This is a genomic window from Halotolerantifilum yawarlongkerapense, assembly GCF_054506745.1.
Map to the genome: position 1 here is coordinate 610,122 of NZ_CP199719.1, position 16,957 is coordinate 627,078.

Here is a 16,957-nt window from a genome sequence, read left to right on the forward strand (position 1 = left end):
AAGAAATCAGAAACCGGATGACCTCCGCAGATCGGTGGTCATCCGGTTTCTATGATCAGTAAATGGTGGGTACGTTAGCGTTTGCCCCCGGCGTTCGAACGCCCTTGGCTCTTGTCATCCGTCCGATTGCGATTGGATGGGGCCTCCTTGAAGGCCTCCACGACTGTGAAATGAATGACCGCCGGCACATTGTCTCCGAAATAGACCTGTTCACCACCGTTCATGATGGCCAGGGCGTAACGCTCACCGATTTCCAGATCTGGGAAGGACTTGAGCTTCAAGTTGTACTTGTAAAAGCCTCCCTCCCCACTGGCGACCGTGGCGCGAGCGTGCTTACCCGATCCGGTGTTCATCTTAAGCTCACCGGTGCTGATCTTGATCACGGCATCGGTGGTGCTGCCGGCGGGATCGTAGATCCAAATTTCCGGGGTCAAGAGGGGGTCGGACACCCAGAAACGAATGGGCGCACTACCCTTACCAAGCTCGAATTCCTCCTCGGTCGGTGGTAACCACAGGCCCAACATATCCGGCACGGTCAGTTCGGGGATTGCTTCGAGCAGGAGAATCACTTCACCCTCCTTCAGGCCCTCGGCAGTCAGGTGCAGGTGGTAGTGGGTCTTGCTTCTATCCTCAGCCGTCACCTGGATCACCATCGTATCGGGTAGCTGCGTGACCGTCGAATACTTCACTGTCGCGGCCTCGTGATTGGCTACAGCGTAGATCGACGGCAAGACCTGGATATCGGCCTCAAAGACATAAGGATAATCTTTTTTAGCGGGATCGAATCCAGGAATCCGCTTCCCATCGATCAGAATCGTGAAGAGCGTGGAATCACTGCTCAAACCGAGAACTGCTTCCACTTCATCCGCTTCTTCACCTTGACCTCCCTGGCCAGTCTCTACAACGGGGTCTTGGTTGGGTACAGTCGCATCATGGGGGTTATTCCCCTGGCCCTGGCCTGACTTTTCTTCGGGAACGACCGGATCTTCCGCTTCGTCATCGCTGACGATTGATTCCTGTTCTTCTTCAATGCCCTCGTCGTCAGCGTTTTCGTTCCCCTGTTGTCCGTTCTGGTGGCCCGGATTTTCTTCCGCTGGTGCTGCTGGTACTTCCTCATCTACCACCAGATCGATCGCCGGGGAGTCCTCCACTGCTTCTACAGGTTCGTCCGGAACCTCCTCTATCGGCACTTCGTACTTTTTCGCCTGTCCGGGGGGCACCGGCTTGTCTGGCTGATCCCACCCCTGGGTCTCCTCATCACTCACTTTCTCAGCGAGTACTTCGACTGATTCTTCTTCCACAAGTGCCGCTTCTTCTTCCGACATTCTCTCGGCCCAGATCGGAGATGCCCCCCGATTGGGCGCCTGGATAGGAAGGATGGCGCGACTTTGGGTGAAGGTACTACCCGTCAGGATAATCATGGCAAACAAGGCCAAGAACACCCATTTCTTTTGCTCCCTCAAGCGCCTCATATTGTTGTTCCTCCTTTACGAATTCCCCTAACCTCACGGATTGGCCCACCCACATTCTTGTGAGCCAACCCGATGTTCATGTACCGCGTATTACTTTTTACTCAGCCATTGATCACCTCGTTTTCTCATTGGCGGTTACCGTGAAGTGTACCGTTTTTGTGGCCGTGTTCCCCGATAGGTCCATCGCCTCGACGATCAGTTCATAATCACCGGCAATTGAAATTTTCGTACCCAAGAGATACTCCATGCCGTTGAGTAGAAGGGTCAAGTCGGACAGCTGCGTACTGTAGGTATCGGTGACCATCACCTCGGGTTTGGCATGCTGACGGTAAGAGCCCCCTTCTTCGACACCCTCGATCACGATCGACGGGGCTGTCTTGTCGATCACGAAGTCCACATGCCGGTCGGCCGTGTGGGTGCCAGATACAACGTTGACGACCAGTGCGTATCGACCCTCTACTGACAGGAGGGCCTCGTTGCCGATCGGCACTTCACCCCCATCCCTTTGCAAGGTGATCGTCGTTTCTTCGCCTTCGGTGTAGATGGCAAGGTCCACATCTTCACGTGTGTACTCACCACTTGTCACACCTGTGATTTCGATCACAGGCACTCGGCTGTCGATGGTGAAGTCGAGTGTTTTTTGCGCTGTATTGCCCGAGAGGTCCTCAGCGTAGACGATCATCTCGTAGGAGACCGCCTCCTCACTTGCCTCTAGAACGAAAGGCTCCGTGAAGATTCCGATGGCACCGCTCGAAGTCAACTCGTCATAGTCACCCAAAGTCACCTCGGCATACCATGTCCCCAGCTCGCTCAACACCACATCGATCGCCGCATCCGAACGGAGGACGTCGCCGTCATTCACGCCGGTAACGGTGATGATCGGTGGGATGTCATCGATCGTGTTGATCGTGCTCGCGATGCTCATCCCGCTCGGGATGATCCTTCTGAACATGACGTCACAGGAAGTCTCGCTCGCTTCGTTCCACACGGCGTAAAAGACGGAACCATCCGGCGACATCCGGATCTGGCACTCGGCCTGGGCCGCTGCCTTCTGACCCGTGTCCTTGGCCAACCAATCCCAAACGACCTTCGCTTCGCCGGGGTGGTTCCCCTGGCTATCGGGATTCGTCGTCTTGGTCAGGGTGTAATAGGTCTCGCCAAAGTCCGTGGTGTAGCTGTAGTAAAGATCCAAAGGTTCCTTGGTCTCTTCGTCTCTCTTTCCGGGATTCGTCGATGTCCCGTAGGTGACCCAGAAAACGGAAGTGTCCCGCTGGTCCTCGGGATAATCGGATCCCACGATCGAGGCCGGTCCGCCCACGAGCCTCGGCTCGATGACGGATTCCTTGTTATTGCTCTTCAGTGACAGGTTACGCATGGGTTCGAAGGCCCCTGCAGCGTAGGTAGTTTCAACGATCTCGCGTGTATCCTCATCTCGATCTTCACTACCCGTTCCGTCTCCGAGGCCGAGCTTGAAGAGCTCAGTATGAGTTACCCCACTACCTTCAGGATCCGTGGTAAAATTGTGTCCACCGTCGAAGGAACGACGGACGTACAGGTTATAGATATCGTTGCCGTTGCGCGCGGCCGCCCAGTTGGGCGTCCAGTCGAGGGCGATGGCCAGCATATCCCCGCGCAGGATTCCGCGGTGGGCCCTAGCATCATCATAGGGATTTACCCAGGAATCATCGGACAGGTTTTCCTCGGTCTGTTCCCAGTTGAGCACTTTCAAGCCCTCGCCCTTGCTGTCTTCGTCGTTGTTCTCGTTGATCAGAGTCTCACCAACGGAAACGCTGCTGATGTTAAAGTTGTCTTCCACCAGATACTTCACCGCGTAGGGATTGCCGGTATCGGCCTTGGCAACCTCCCAGCGTCTCATGAAGATGTCAGAAGGCCTTCCCTTGCCCTCTTCACCCATCTTGTAGACCATGACCATGACGGTCCCTTTCTCCGTCTCAGCCTTACCTGCGATGGCCGCCGATTTGCCCTGGATGATCATACGGGGACGACGGGCATTCTCATAGGCCGGTAGACGCGTCACGCCATCCCAGTCGTAGAGGAAGTCGCCGATTTCATCCGTCAGGTAGAGGAGTCCCGTTGCTTCATCGAGTCCGTAGAGGACCCCGTCCTCTCGGGCATAGAAGGCCTTCTCCTCATCCGAGTCGATCTTGATCTGCGGGTTGATAATGTGCCCCTCGGCTACCAGATCCGGTCCGTAGAGATCGAAGGAATGGTAGATCACATTCTTGCCTTCGTCGGCCACATAGGCGTCCTTACCCCGCTGGGCACCCGTTCCCTCGCCGTCGGTGGCGGCGTCAGAGATGATGACATCGCTAGGGTCTTCAACCGTGATCGCAGCATCGGTGGTCGAGCCACCGGAGCTTCCTGCGTCATCCGGAGGACCGGCGCCCACGCCCTTGGTCTCCTCGTAACAGATTTGGACCCAGGCGCTCACGCTACCATCTTTCTTGGTGTACTTCTGCAACATGATGTTGGGTCTAGAGGCTCCGGTGTTCCCATCCATGAGGCGGCCGTCGGGCGTGATGGCGATGTACTTGTCCGCCCCCTGGTTGTTCACCTCATAGTAAAGCTGATCGGTGACGCGGTAGCCACTCGGAACATGATCGTAGAAGTCGGATAAATCCACGTAACCGTACTGGTGGGCACCCTCGAGTTCCTTTTCACTCACGAGTGGTAGGAAAGTGCTGGCGTCCACATCGACCCATGTGAGTTCCTCTTCGGGTAGATCCATGTCCGTCGTATCGATCTTCATGTTGCTCAGGTTCAGCGTATCGTTATCCGAGATGCGCACGGGTAACCTGAAGGGTACCATTGCCTTGGGTCGACCGCGGACCTCTTCATCTTCCTCGCGGTCCTGGGACTGACCGTTGGGTTCAAAATAGGAATCAATGTCGTCGAAGGCATCCCATGGGACAAAACTATACCAGATATCCGTCTTGTGATTGGTCGTGGCACCGCTCCACCCCTCACCGGGTCCGGCCTGTTCACCGGGCCTAAGACCCTCTGGATCTTCTTGCCAAACCACAGCAAAGCCTACGTCTTCAACACCGTTCATCATGATCTGATTGGCATCGCGACGTCCGGAGGTGAGTCGCTCGGGTTTGTACCAAGTGATGGTGCCTGTGGCCTCGTCGATAACACCGCGGCATGCCCAGACGACACTGAAGGGGATTTCCCCTACCTCAGGATAGCCCAGTTCTGTGTAGTCCAGAGAACGCTGCGGTCCTGATACGCCCCAGATGTCTTTCTCGTAATAGGCATCATCATAGGGATCATACTTTTCATCTTCAGGATCCTCGTTGATCTTGATCGCATAGGTCGGACGACCCGTCTTGGCATATTTCGAGGTCCAGACGGCCAAGATGTAGTTCCCCTTCACTCTGATCTGGGGCTTATGGGTATCGCCGTAAAAATCCGTTCCATCGGCCAGCTTGAAGGAAGACTTATCCGATGACTTGGAAAGATTCGTGGTCCTCCACGTCCCTCCTTCGTCTCGGGAAACGGCAGCCATGACATCGTCGGCCCCTGTAGCGAGATTGGCCTCCGTATAGCAAGAGATCAGTGGTTTAGCCTCGTTGCGCTCTTCGAGAAGCCGAGGCACGAGATTGCCCTCAGCATCTTCCACATTTTCATAATAAGCCAGCGTCACGGGATCTCCGTTCGCCTTCTGCGCCGGTACATAGAGATTCATGATCTCCAGCTTGGCTTTTGTATTCTCTTGTTCAGACGTCTTGGAGACATTCTTCCGTACGATCGTGCTGCTCGTGCCGTCTTTTAAATTCTCCTCGGCTTCCGCACGCGTCACAAGGGTCAGCGAACCACCCAGGAGGGCCTTCGTCTCGTCGAGCAGCGCATCGATCTGTCCATCGTCTTCGAAATCGATGGCCTCGATGGCCAGGCGTTTCATGGCCGTATCAAAAGCCTCGGCCGTTTCCTCCTCGATTGAGATGCCATCCTTGGGGATCCCGTCGGTGTCGAGACTCTGGAGGACCATGGCCATGTTCACGACCGCAGGATGATCCGTCCTCGTGGTCCCCAGTAGCGACATGGGCGTCATGCGGTGATCGGCTCGCGCGTGACCGATGAAGGTATGCCCGATGTACAGGGAGATCTCTTCACCCTCGATATAGTAGAAGGACCCACCTTTGTCCGTTTTTCCCTGTTGCGTGGGTGTACGATACTGGACCCCCTCCACCGGCGCATCGACAAAATGTCCGCTCTTGGGGTGCACGAGTGCGTACTCTGACCAGTAACCACCCTGTCCTGAGAAGGTGTGGATACCCCGTGCCCATGCCCTGTACTGTGTTCCTTTCTTCTCCGAGGTGTCCTCCACCTGGGCATGTACCGCGATCTGTGGAAAACGATCCTTCTCGTCGCGCCTCCCCCAGGCGATACCCAGGTCTTCCACGAGCTTGAGGGTCAGTAGATAGCTCGACCGACCATCCTTGAATCGTTCCATGTACGGAAACTTGTTCACCAGCGGATTTGCACCACCCGAAGCGGGCAGGACATCGTTACCGACAAAAATCTCGATATCCTTCCATACCCAGCCCTCGTCGGCCTCGAGGGAAACGAAGAGTTCGTTTCTCGAGTTCCAAATGGAACAGGTGCCCACGACCACCTCTGCATCGTGGATCGCCCCTCCCTTCAAGATGACCATCTCCGTTTCATAGAGTCCAGGGCCCACATAACGGAGCTCCGCAAGATTATCCGTGTCTGCGAGTGACACCGTCGGTGCCATGGCGCCCAACACGAGCAACACCATCAATAGATAAGCGATACCCCTACGGTTCATAAACTTCTCCCTCCCTACTCACAATCGTTGATCTCGAACACGCCTCCCGTTAACGTCCTTTCTTAGATAGCCTATCACCTCTTTCTCTCGAGAGACCTCCCCTGACGCAGGAAGCCATTGAGTAGTAGTCTTACCAGTAATTTTTGATAATGATTTCACAAAAATAGACCCATCTAACGAGCGATCGGTCTTGGGTAAATGGCCTCCCCCTCGGACTGGAAGGCGGTGTGGATAGGAGATCGTTAATGCGAATAGGTTACAATTTCTTCAAAGAATTCCTGCTATAAGGCCAGTCACTTTCTACTGCTGATAACATCCATTTCTCTACATTTCTACCCCGTTTTTATGAGTTCGCTCAAGTTTGCATCATTTGATAATATTTCTCATTATCATTTACCTCATCTGATCATTGGATTAACATATAAAAAAAGAGAACCCATTTTGTAGGGTTCTCTACTCTCCAATATCTTCCATTGCACTTCGCGCCGCAATCCGTCCGAACACCACAGCATCGAGCAGAGAGTTGCCCCCCAGGCGGTTCAAGCCATGGATCCCTCCGGTGGCTTCTCCCGAAGCATAGAGACCTATGATCGGTTCGCCAGAACCGTTGATCACGCGGGTCTTCTCGTCTATCAAGATACCACCCATGCAGTAGTGAACGGCCGGTGTCACGCGAATGGCGTAGTAAGGACCGCGATCGAGCTTACGCGCCAAAGATTTGCGTCCGAAGTCGAGATCCTCTCCCGTCTCGACGAAGCCATTGTAGCGTTCGATAGTCCGCGCCAGGTGCATGTGGTCGATGCGCAACATCGCCGCAAGATCCTCAATCTCCTCAGCCGATGTCACCAGATGCATATCAATATAGGCATCGCTAGAAGCAAGGGAACGCCGGATCGGTTCGTTGAAAACGAGGTAAACCTCTTTATCAGCCTGTGACAAAAGGTCTTGACTCAAGAAGTCCCGGTTCTTTAGCTCATCGGCAAACCGTTCTCCTGCATTGTTGACCAAAATGCCACCATTACCCCGTAGCGCCTCTGTGATCAACACACCGTACTCCAGAGAGACCGTGGGATGCGTCTGGATGTAAGACATATCCACCAACTCGACATCGAGCTCTTCAGTCAGATCGAGAAAATCTCCTGTGGCACTGGGGCTGTTGGTCGTGTGATAGCCTTTTAATGTCTTGTTGTAGTAGACGAACAGCTCCGGGCTACCACCGAATCCTCCGGTCGCAATGATCAGCGCTTTGGTCCTAATCACGTACTCTTTCCCAGTACGATCGACCACCTGGACGCCCTCAATACGTCCTCCCCTTTCGATGATCTCGATGGCCTTGTGCTCGAGACGCAGATCGATCGCTGCATCGTTGATCCTCTCCTCGAGCACCGTGACAATCTCTCCACCCACCGGTTGACCCCCCATGGGTCGATGGGTCCTGGGTACAGAATGACCGGCCAGGATCCCCACATCGCTCAAATCGACTCCGAGATCCATCAACCAGTTCACAGCCGAGGCGCTCTCCGCCGCCATTATTTCGATCATGTGAGCATTGTTCTGATCGTGCCCAGAGCGGAAGGTATCTTGTATGAAGGTCTCTTCCGAATCCGAGATATTCAGAGCCTTCTGGGCTTCTGTTCCAATGGCGTTGATGCCTGCGGTCGCCCGCCAGGTATTCCCGCCAACATAGGGCATCTTCTCAAGCACAACCACTTCTCTCCCATCTCCCGCGGCCTCGAGTGCAGCGCTCATTCCACTGGCGCCGGCGCCGATCACCACGAGATCTGCGGTTTCTTCCGGTAAGGCTGTCCACCGAAGGGTTGCGGTTATGGCACCTAGCAACAGGAGCATGATCAGGATTCCTTTGATCCGACTCATCTAATCGACATCCTTCTCGGCGACGGTATAGAATTTCTTCGGCCTTCCTACTTTGCCGTACGCCAAATGTTCCGTCGCCCTGTGCTGCTCCACCATATACTCCAGATACCGGCGGACGGTCACCCGCGCAAGCTGTGTACGTTCGGCGATCTCCACAGCACTCAGCGGTTCTGTCGACCCACGTAAGGCTTCTTCAATACGATCGTAGGTTGACGGGCTGATGCCTTTGCCCAGTGTGCGGTTGTCTACGTTTTGTTGACCCCCGATCATGCGATCGATGTGGGACTGCTCAAGGGCGCTGTGCTGGTCCAGCTGGTTCTTCCTGCTGTCCACCTTCTCGATCGCTTCTTTAAAGCGATGGAACTGAAAGGGTTTGATCAGATAATCTACCGAACCGAGTCGAAAGGCTTTCTCCACCGTCTGGGCGGAGTTATCGGCTGTAATCAGGATCACATCCACATCGCGCTGTTCCTGACGGATCCAGTCGAGAAGGTCCGGTCCGTAGTCATCGTCCAAGTAGACATCTAGGAGCACGAGATCGATTGACTCTTTCACCAGCCGCTCCTTCGCCTCGTCGAGTGTAGCCGCTTCAAAGACCACGTGCGTGGATTTGATTTTTTTAACGAACCCCCTGCTGACCTTACGGACCATGGGGTCATCTTCTACGATCAATATCCTCATTTCGCGTCTCCTCCTTTCGATTCATGGGCAGGTTCACACTGCAGTGCAGGCCTCCGTCCTCCCGAAGGGCCAATGTGCCTCCAGCCCGCTCGATTTTCTCTCGGACGATGGCAAGACCAAAGCCGCGGTCGGGTCCTTTGGAACTAAAGCCTCTCCGCAAGACTTCTTCCACGGCCCTTCCCCCGAGACCAGGACCGTTGTCGCGGACCTCCAACAGCGCTTCTGCTCTGTTCGAACGTAGCGTCACGGTGATCCTGGCGTCCTTTCGTCTCGCGAGCGCCTCGATAGCATTGTCAATCAAGTTCCCCAAGATCGATGAGATGTCGCTTTCCATCATGTGTTCCGGTAAGCGATCAATGTAGGTGTCGAGCGAGAGGCGCAGGTCAATCTTCCGTTCTGATGCTCTCGAGTATTTTGCCAGGAGCAAGCCTGACAACGCAGGAATCTTGACCTGGTCTCGCAACTGGCGGATCACCGTTTGTTTCGTCTCCGTGACCTGCTCGATGTACATCAGTGCATCGTCGTACGATTCGAGCTGAATCAATCCAGAGATCGTGTGCAGTTTGTTCATGAACTCATGATTTTGCGCTCTCAATGCTTGGGTCAACTGCTGCATATCCGTCAGCTCCTCAGCACGTTTTCTCACGAGGCTCATATCCTCGATACGGCAGAGATGCCTGAGCCTGGGGTCCACTGCATGCAGCGCAATGATCTCAATCTTCAGAAACACCCCTGAGTCGCGTCGCCACTCGCGCTCGACCGACACTTCACCGATTTCACGGGCCTCCTCGAGAAGATTGGTAAACAACAGGCGTTCCTGTGCCATACCGACCGCAAGCTCCGGCTGATCGAGCAAATCCTTGGCCCGCTCGTTGATCATCGTGATCTTACCCAGGTGATCAATGGCAAGAATTCCTTCCCCGATGTTCTCGAGGATAAGCTCGCGATCTTGAAGCAACATAGCAATTTCGCTGGGTTCTAAACCATAGATCGATCGTTTGATGTTCTTGGCCAGCTGATGGGCCACGAAAACTCCCATACCGATGGCTACCACCGCAAAAAGGATGAGCTGCAGTGCGAAACCGCTCATGGTCTGCAGGATGCGACCGTTGAAAATACCCACGACCACCAGACCCGTCTGCACCCCTTCGGTGTAGATGGGTGCGTAGCCCTCCACCATGGCGTTTCTCGTCATCTCATAGTAGTAGCTGGGCTCTCCGGGTATTTCTCCCACCTTTAGGTCCGACGAATCTCCCGTGGTGTTCAGTTGATCAGGATGCGGATGAGCAAAGTACCGTCTATCTTCGTTAAGAATGTAAAGGTACTGGATGCCCGTTTTCAGATGAATACTCTCCACCAGGCTGTTGATCGCGATGTAACCATTCTCTTTGATGATTTTTTCTTTGATCACGGGATTCTCAGCTAGGATCACAGCCTGATCCATAGCATCCATGGCCACCTGTCGCTGGATAGAACGGTACCAGGTCACGTACATGGTGAGGGTCAAGAAAAGAATGAGCACCGTGATGATGACCGCCAGGATCGCCGTGATCTTCTGTTGTAGTTTCATCGACCCCTCTCCTTCCTATCGTCCATTCGTACGTATTCTAACACAAGTATGTACATGCAGAAAAGAGAAGCTTTCGCTTCTCTTTTCCCATATGAGGGGTTCATTCTATATTATTGTCCGATATAATCCGTTGCACTCTCTGCCGCCACGCGTCCGAAGATCGTGATGTCGGCGAGAGCGTTCCCACCGAGGCGGTTGTTACCATGGACACCACCGGTTACTTCACCGGCTGCGAAGAGCCCTGCAATCGGTTCACCTGAGGAGTTCATAACCATGCCGTCGATGTTGATCTCCACGCCACCCATTGTGTGGTGGACAGCAGGAGCCACTTCGACCGCGTAGTAGGGGCCGTTTTCTAGAGTAGTGGGGAGATCTTGTCTGGCGAAATCCTGATCTTCGCCCGCTGCAACATATGCGTTGTAAGTGGCGACCGTTTCAGTGAGCGTCGCAGCATCTACCTCTATGATTTCTGCCAACTCTTCGATGGTCTCCCCTTCAAAGAGAAATCCCTTTTTATAGTAGCCTTCGATTGCAGCGAGACTCTCTCTGACCGTCTGATCGAAGAAGAGGAAACTGCTGGCGCCTTCTTGTGCCAACTGGGCATCGGAAACCACTGCGCGCGTCTCGAGTTCGTTGACGAATCGCTTCGCATCGCGGTTCACGAGAATCGCACCATTACCGCGCACGGCTTCTGTGATCATGTAATTGTTCGAAGGCATGACCGTAGGGTGCGTCTGGATCTCTTTCATGTCAACATAGGAAACGTCGAGACCTTTCGCAAAATCCACTACGTCTCCCGTGGCGCCGGGATGGTTCGTCGTCCCGTATCCCTTGAGGGCAGGATCGAAAGAAGCCACGAGCTCGTTATTCGCCCCGAACCCACCTGATGCCACGATCACGGCCTTGGCTTCGATTGTGTACTCGCCTTGGTCAGTCTTGACAATGACACCTTCTACAGCGTCGGCGTTACCATTGATCTTGATGACCTCCGAGTTGAGAAGAATCTCCACACCGCGCTCAAGCGCTTGCTCGTGTAGGATTTCTGTCAGGTGTCCACCGACTGCAGCACCGCCCGTTGGACGGTGAGCACGGTTGACGCTGGCGCCACCCATACGACCGACGTCCGATAGGTCGGTACCGAGATTGATCAACCACTCGACCGTTTGAGCAGAACGCTCAGCAAGCACGCGGACAAGGCTTTCGTTGTTGATATTGCCGCCGCCCTTCATGGTATCTTCAAAGAAAATCTCCACATCGTCTTCAATACCGAGAGCCTCTTGGCTGACGGTTTCAGCAGCGTTGAGTCCGCCTGTGGCGTACTTCGTGTTTCCACCGACCATAGGCATCTTTTCCAAAACGATGACATCAACACCGTGATCAGAGGCTTCGATAGCTGCCGTGAGACCTGCCCCGCCGGCACCGATGATGACAAGGTCCGTTGAGCGGTCCTCGAGGACCACTTCTTCCTCTTCTTCATCTACAGTGGCCACTGGTGCAGTACCGTCGATACTTGCCTGGGCAAGCGCCATGGTCGCAGCCTCTTTCACGCCAGTCGTCGTGACCGTCGCACCGGCCACCACATCGATATCTGAGGTGTTGGCCTCGACGATCTTAGTGATCATATCCTCGGTAGGCCCCTCTGCAAATTCTGAGTCGTTGAACGCCAAGATCTCGATTCCCTCGATCTCCGTCTCCGATACCGTTACCGCCACTTCGATGGGACCCGCGTGACCCGCGCCCTCACCTTCGTAGGTACCCGGTGTGTAGATGGCTGCCACTTCTTCTTGATTTGAACACCCGACAAGCGCGCTTGTCGCGATGAGCATGAACATGAGTACAAACATAAGGACTGCATTTCTTTTCATCATCATTTTCCTCCTTTGATCAACGTCTGTTTTCGCGTTAAGGTCAGTGTAGGATAATGACAAAGTTTTATCAATCTTTTGCTCTTATTGGTTCCTTTTGTTCATTTTGGTCCCAAAAAAGAAAAGATCATCCCTTGTTTACAGAGGATCATCTTTTCGTCTGAGACAGGTTAAGCGAATCGAACGGATTATAGCAAGTACCTGAGATCTGTGGCCATAGACGGGTAGGCAAAGAGCGTCTTCTTCACTTCGTTGAACGGGATCTTGAAGCGCATGATCATGGTGAAGTGGTTGATCAGCACGTCTGCGTGATCCGCCAGTACATGTACACCAAGTAGCTCGTCCGTCTCCTTGTCCACCAGGATCTTCACCATGGCGACGGGCTCATTGGTCCTGCTATAGGTATACCAATCGGTCATGTCCATGGTTTTTACAGAAAAATCGAGTTCCTTTTCCCGTGCTTCTTCTTCCGTGAGACCCAGGATTCCAAGCTGGGGCTGGGTAAAGACCACCGAGGGCATCTGACGGTAATCGGACTTCCGTGTGTTCCCCTTGAGCAGATTGGTGGCAACGACGTAGGATTCCATCGAAGCCACGGGGGTCAAAGGTAAACCAGGAGGAGTGGTGACATCCCCCGCTGCATACACAACTGGGTTCGAGGGGCTCTGCTGGTAAAGATCGACGACAATCCCGCCCCGCTCGGTCGCAACGTCACCTTTTTCGAGTTCTAAACCCTCGAGGTCCGGCACGCGACCCGCTCCATGAAAGACTCGGTCACAGTGGAGCTTCTTGATGCTTTTCCCGTCCCTGCCGTAGACTACATACCCATCTCCCTCTCTCTCAATGCGGTCGAGGTCCGTGTTCAGATGGACGTGGATGCCAAGCGTCTCCGAGCGTTTCACCAGAGCGTCCACCAGCCCCTGATCGAATTGCTTGAGAACGCTTTCGCTCCTGTTTAAGATTTGTACCTTGGCACCAGCCCGCGCTGCAATGTGGGCGAACTCGAAGGAAATAAAACCACCACCGATAAAGATGATCTCCTCTGGCAGTGTATCCATCTCGAGAAAGTCCGCGCTATAGGAAAGTAGATCCTCACCGGGCACATCGAGTCTCCTCGGTTTCGCACCGGTGGCCACAAGAATATGTTTCCCCTCTAGGGTTTCTCCGTTGACTTGAATTTTGTTGGTATCAACAAATGAGGCCAGACCATGGTAGGCGTCGATACCAGCGTCACGGTAGCTTTTCTCCCGATCCTCTGGCACAGGATCGGTGAAGGTGCGCTTGTAGGCCATCAGTTCGGTCCAGTCGATCCGACTCTCCCCGACGATTCCCTTGCCCTTCATCCGATCCACCCGGTCGATGATCTCCCCGGCCCCCACGAGCACTTTCTTGGGATCACACCCCCTCAGGGCACAGGTACCACCAAAGGGTTTCTTATCGATGATCGCCACATTCCATCCGGCTTTTCGACATTGGTAGGCCGCTACAGCGCCGCCTGCTCCTGTACCGATCACAATCAGATCATATTGTTTCATGGGTCCCTCTCCTTCGCATGGTTCTAGTGGGATGCAACGCAATGCTCCACATCCTTCGTTTCAAGTTATCATTCCATGGATACCCGCCACGGATAGGGTCAATCGTACGATGAGACCTGCTCAACTGCAGAGGAGCGGCGACCACCTGTCACCGCTCTCTTTTTCACTGCATGCGTTGGATCTTACCAAAGGGAAAGATCCCTCCTGTCACGAGGGTCCTCAGAGCCAACAGGCCTTGGGTCACACCGATGGCGAAAAAAATCACGTGCAAGGGACTGACTACCTGCAGGATATAACATTGGATCACGATCCACAGAATCATGGCCACAGCCAAGGTTCCGCTGATATAACCGCTATACCACCAACGGTAGCGCATCGTCCATCCCGCAAGAAGGTTCCCCATCCCCAGAAAGAACAATAGGAAAAGTCCGGGTAGCAAAAAAGATTCAAAAGGTCCCTTCTTCAGTGCCTCTGTCCCGATACCCATGGGATCCATGGGGTTGAGCACGGCGCCGAGTCCCCCGAAAACAGCTCCGACCCCCACGAAATAATGCAATCTTTTCTGCAACCTCACTACGATCAGCCCTTTCATATTTATCTAATGGATGCGATCCGATCGGCGAAGGCATCGATGGCCCCCCAGTCACGAAAATCACCCACGGGCGCCTTCACTATCTCGATAATCTTGCGATCGAAAAATCGCAACCGCTCAGGGTCCAGCTTGCCTCCGAAACAGGTAATCTCCTCAGCCTGTATCGCCTCGATGATCGGCAAGAGAGAATCCGGGTACAGCCTCCCCTCCAGTAGTGCCTCCGGCTCTCCCTTATCCGTGGGACCGGAGCAGAAAAGCCATGTCGGTTTACCCGATAAGACGTTCACCTGTTTCTTCAAAAATTTGACCATATCCTTTCTCCAAAACCCCATGTACAGGGCACTGCCCAGGACGATGCGATCGTACTCGGATACATCCTTCACCGTCTTGATCTCACGTACTTCTGTATCGATGCCCTCCGCACGTAAACGTTCCGCGATACGCTCAGCAATTTCAGCCGTTGCGCCTTTTTTGGTCGCATAACCCACCAGAATTTTTTCAGCCATCTCTTCTGATCTCCTCCTTCAACTGCTCACAACGCACCGTTGAGGCTTTCTTCCATAGCTCATTCCTTTTCACTGTATAGCGTGAATTGATTTTTCCCTTTGGATTTCGAAAGATAAAGGGCCTCATCGGCCAAGCGTAACACTTGGTCTAGCTTTTCATGATCCGCAGGCCAAAAGGCTCCACCGATGCTACAGCCGATCTCTATGATTTCCCCTTCGATCGCCAGCGGCTCGTTGAGCTTACCGATCACACGATCGGCCACTACGCGGACGCTATCATTGGGATGATCCCCGGCGATGTGAAGCATCATCACGAACTCATCTCCTCCGAACCGGGCGACGAATTCCTCGACCCTCACCGTATGTTGGAGTCGTGTGCCCACCTCACAAAGGAGCTGATCGCCGGCGTCGTGACCCAGAGTGTCGTTGATCTTCTTGAACCCATCGAGGTCCAGATAAAGGAGGGCAAGTAGGTGCCCGCGCCTCCTCGCGTGGGTCATGGCATGGGTTACTTCTTCTTTAAAAGCAGACCGCGTCATCAGGCCCGTCAGGACATCTTTTCTCGACTCTACCTCAAGATCATTGAGCGCTGTTTCTGTTTCGGTTAGACTCCTGATCAGTTGGTCGAGAGCGTCTGACAAACTCTCGATTTCCTCGATCCCCTGATTTCTCGGTATCTGCACATCCTTGCCTTGGCGCAAGCGATCGGCCGCAAGGGTGATCTCCTTAATGGGTCCAGCGATTTCCAGCGAGCGCTTCCACCCGATCCACGTGAAGAGCAATGTCAATAGTCCTCCAATGGCTAGGATGAAGAGTTGCATACGTCTCACCGATAAAAAAGCCGTGTCTACGGCTTGTCGCACGAGGATACGCCAGCCAAGGCCCTCGTATGAGCCATACCCATCGGCCAAAGCATAGCCCGTGAGGTACTCGCGTCCATCCGGCCACGTTTCCACGCGCCAGCCGGTCTCTCCTTCCCCGGCCCTGTCTAGGCTCTCAAAGGCAACCGATCGACCGATGAGATCCTCGGCGCCCAACAAGATCACATGATCCTGTCCGCTCACGATAAACACTTCCAGGTCCCGTCGTTTCTTTAAGGGGCCTAGAAAATCCCTTTCCATTTCATCGGCCCAGTCCCAGCTCAGATGTGCCGCCAGCACACCCGTGAGCACGCCCTGTTGGTCGTACACAGGCGCGGAAATATCCACAAATTGAAGTGGTTCTCCCGTCGGATTCGGTAGTAACTCCGAGAGCAAGACGGCGTCGTGCACGTCGCCGATAAACCGCTCCTCCAACGCTTCGAAGAAAACCGGTCTTTGCGAAATATTCTCTCCGACCAGTATATCACCTGTTGCCGCGAGGACCTTTCCCTCACCATCCGTGAGCCCTATCCAGGTAAAGGATGGAAAGCTCTCTTGCAAACGGTCGATCAGCGCTGAAATGGTCCCCACATCCCTTGCACTTTTGAGTGCTTCGAGCTCGCTCAAGATCTCGATCTCACCCGCCCGCGACCACATGTAAGCATCAAGCTGTTCGCCCATCTGGTGGGCAGTTTCAGCCAGGGACGAGCCGATCTCCTCTTTGACATCACGCGTCGACCGCCACCCGATGGCTACCATGAGTACCAGGGATAAAGTGGCCAACAGTAGCCCCGTGGAAAGGGCAATCTTTGCCCTCAGTGTTCTCGACTTTTTCATCTAGCCATCCCCCGTCATCGGTCCTATCACCCTGCAATCCTATTTCCTTCTATACCCAAAGGACAGGGGTCATCCTCGGCCTTTCGTCCTGAAAGAGAAAAAGATCGGCGATTCACGAAAATTATGCGCAAGGAAGCTGCCACATTTATGTGTACAGAGGAATTGCGTACACTGGGTCTTTTGTCATTGATGCTCTCTAGATAACCAAAAAAGACAACATCTACATATTCATCTATTGAGAGCAATCGTCTTCAGTGCTTTTCAAGGATCTCCAGATGTTGAACATGAAGAGTGTGCTCAAGAGCGTATTAGCATGAGTACTTTGTTGATTGCGCCCGTGTTTCTTCGCTT

Annotated in this window: 10 protein-coding genes; all 10 read right to left on the reverse strand. The window is 53.9% G+C overall.

Annotated features, from left to right (window positions below; genetic code table 11):
* Positions 1 to 74: 74 nt before the first annotated feature.
* The gene (locus ACULM0_RS03010; RefSeq protein WP_463678986.1) at positions 75 to 1,472 is read right to left on the reverse strand and encodes a hypothetical protein; all 1,398 of its coding nucleotides are present in this window, start codon (positions 1,470 to 1,472) and stop codon (positions 75 to 77) included.
* A gap of 112 nt (positions 1,473 to 1,584) precedes the next feature.
* A complete protein-coding gene (locus tag ACULM0_RS03015) occupies positions 1,585 to 6,285 on the reverse strand; it encodes a choice-of-anchor O protein (protein WP_463678987.1) in 4,701 nt (1,566 codons plus the stop codon).
* A 453-nt stretch (positions 6,286 to 6,738) separates the two neighbouring features.
* Complete coding sequence (locus ACULM0_RS03020; protein WP_463678988.1) at positions 6,739 to 8,160, reverse strand: flavocytochrome c; 1,422 nt, start codon at positions 8,158 to 8,160, stop codon at positions 6,739 to 6,741.
* A complete protein-coding gene (locus tag ACULM0_RS03025; protein WP_463678989.1) occupies positions 8,161 to 8,841 on the reverse strand; it encodes a response regulator in 681 nt (226 codons plus the stop codon). It lies immediately after the preceding gene.
* On the reverse strand, positions 8,816 to 10,411 hold the full coding sequence (locus ACULM0_RS03030) for an ATP-binding protein (RefSeq protein ID WP_463678990.1): 1,596 nt from the start codon (positions 10,409 to 10,411) through the stop codon (positions 8,816 to 8,818). The genes ACULM0_RS03025 and ACULM0_RS03030 overlap by 26 nt, the downstream gene beginning before the upstream one ends.
* A gap of 110 nt (positions 10,412 to 10,521) precedes the next feature.
* Complete coding sequence (locus ACULM0_RS03035; RefSeq protein WP_463678991.1) at positions 10,522 to 12,276, reverse strand: flavocytochrome c; 1,755 nt, start codon at positions 12,274 to 12,276, stop codon at positions 10,522 to 10,524.
* Positions 12,277 to 12,464: 188 nt separating this feature from the next.
* A complete protein-coding gene (locus ACULM0_RS03040) occupies positions 12,465 to 13,811 on the reverse strand; it encodes a dihydrolipoyl dehydrogenase family protein (RefSeq protein WP_463678992.1) in 1,347 nt (448 codons plus the stop codon).
* Between the two features lie 163 nt (positions 13,812 to 13,974).
* A complete protein-coding gene (locus ACULM0_RS03045) occupies positions 13,975 to 14,367 on the reverse strand; it encodes a hypothetical protein (protein ID WP_463678993.1) in 393 nt (130 codons plus the stop codon).
* A gap of 38 nt (positions 14,368 to 14,405) precedes the next feature.
* Positions 14,406 to 14,909 carry a flavodoxin domain-containing protein gene (locus tag ACULM0_RS03050; protein ID WP_463678994.1) on the reverse strand — a complete coding sequence of 168 codons (504 nt, stop codon included), beginning with the start codon at positions 14,907 to 14,909 and terminating at the stop codon, positions 14,406 to 14,408.
* A gap of 59 nt (positions 14,910 to 14,968) precedes the next feature.
* Entirely contained in the window at positions 14,969 to 16,606 is a 1,638-nt protein-coding gene (locus ACULM0_RS03055; protein ID WP_463678995.1) for a sensor domain-containing diguanylate cyclase, read from the reverse strand.
* Positions 16,607 to 16,957 lie beyond the last annotated feature (351 nt).

Coding starts and splice junctions, on each gene's coding strand:
- ACULM0_RS03010 (WP_463678986.1), bottom strand. CDS start 1,472: ATGAGGCGCTTGAGGGAGCAAAAGAAATGGGTGTTCTTGGCCTTGTTT.
- ACULM0_RS03015 (WP_463678987.1), bottom strand. CDS start 6,285: ATGAACCGTAGGGGTATCGCTTATCTATTGATGGTGTTGCTCGTGTTG.
- ACULM0_RS03020 (WP_463678988.1), bottom strand. CDS start 8,160: ATGAGTCGGATCAAAGGAATCCTGATCATGCTCCTGTTGCTAGGTGCC.
- ACULM0_RS03025 (WP_463678989.1), bottom strand. CDS start 8,841: ATGAGGATATTGATCGTAGAAGATGACCCCATGGTCCGTAAGGTCAGC.
- ACULM0_RS03030 (WP_463678990.1), bottom strand. CDS start 10,411: ATGAAACTACAACAGAAGATCACGGCGATCCTGGCGGTCATCATCACG.
- ACULM0_RS03035 (WP_463678991.1), bottom strand. CDS start 12,276: ATGAAAAGAAATGCAGTCCTTATGTTTGTACTCATGTTCATGCTCATC.
- ACULM0_RS03040 (WP_463678992.1), bottom strand. CDS start 13,811: ATGAAACAATATGATCTGATTGTGATCGGTACAGGAGCAGGCGGCGCT.
- ACULM0_RS03050 (WP_463678994.1), bottom strand. CDS start 14,909: ATGGCTGAAAAAATTCTGGTGGGTTATGCGACCAAAAAAGGCGCAACG.
- ACULM0_RS03055 (WP_463678995.1), bottom strand. CDS start 16,606: ATGAAAAAGTCGAGAACACTGAGGGCAAAGATTGCCCTTTCCACGGGG.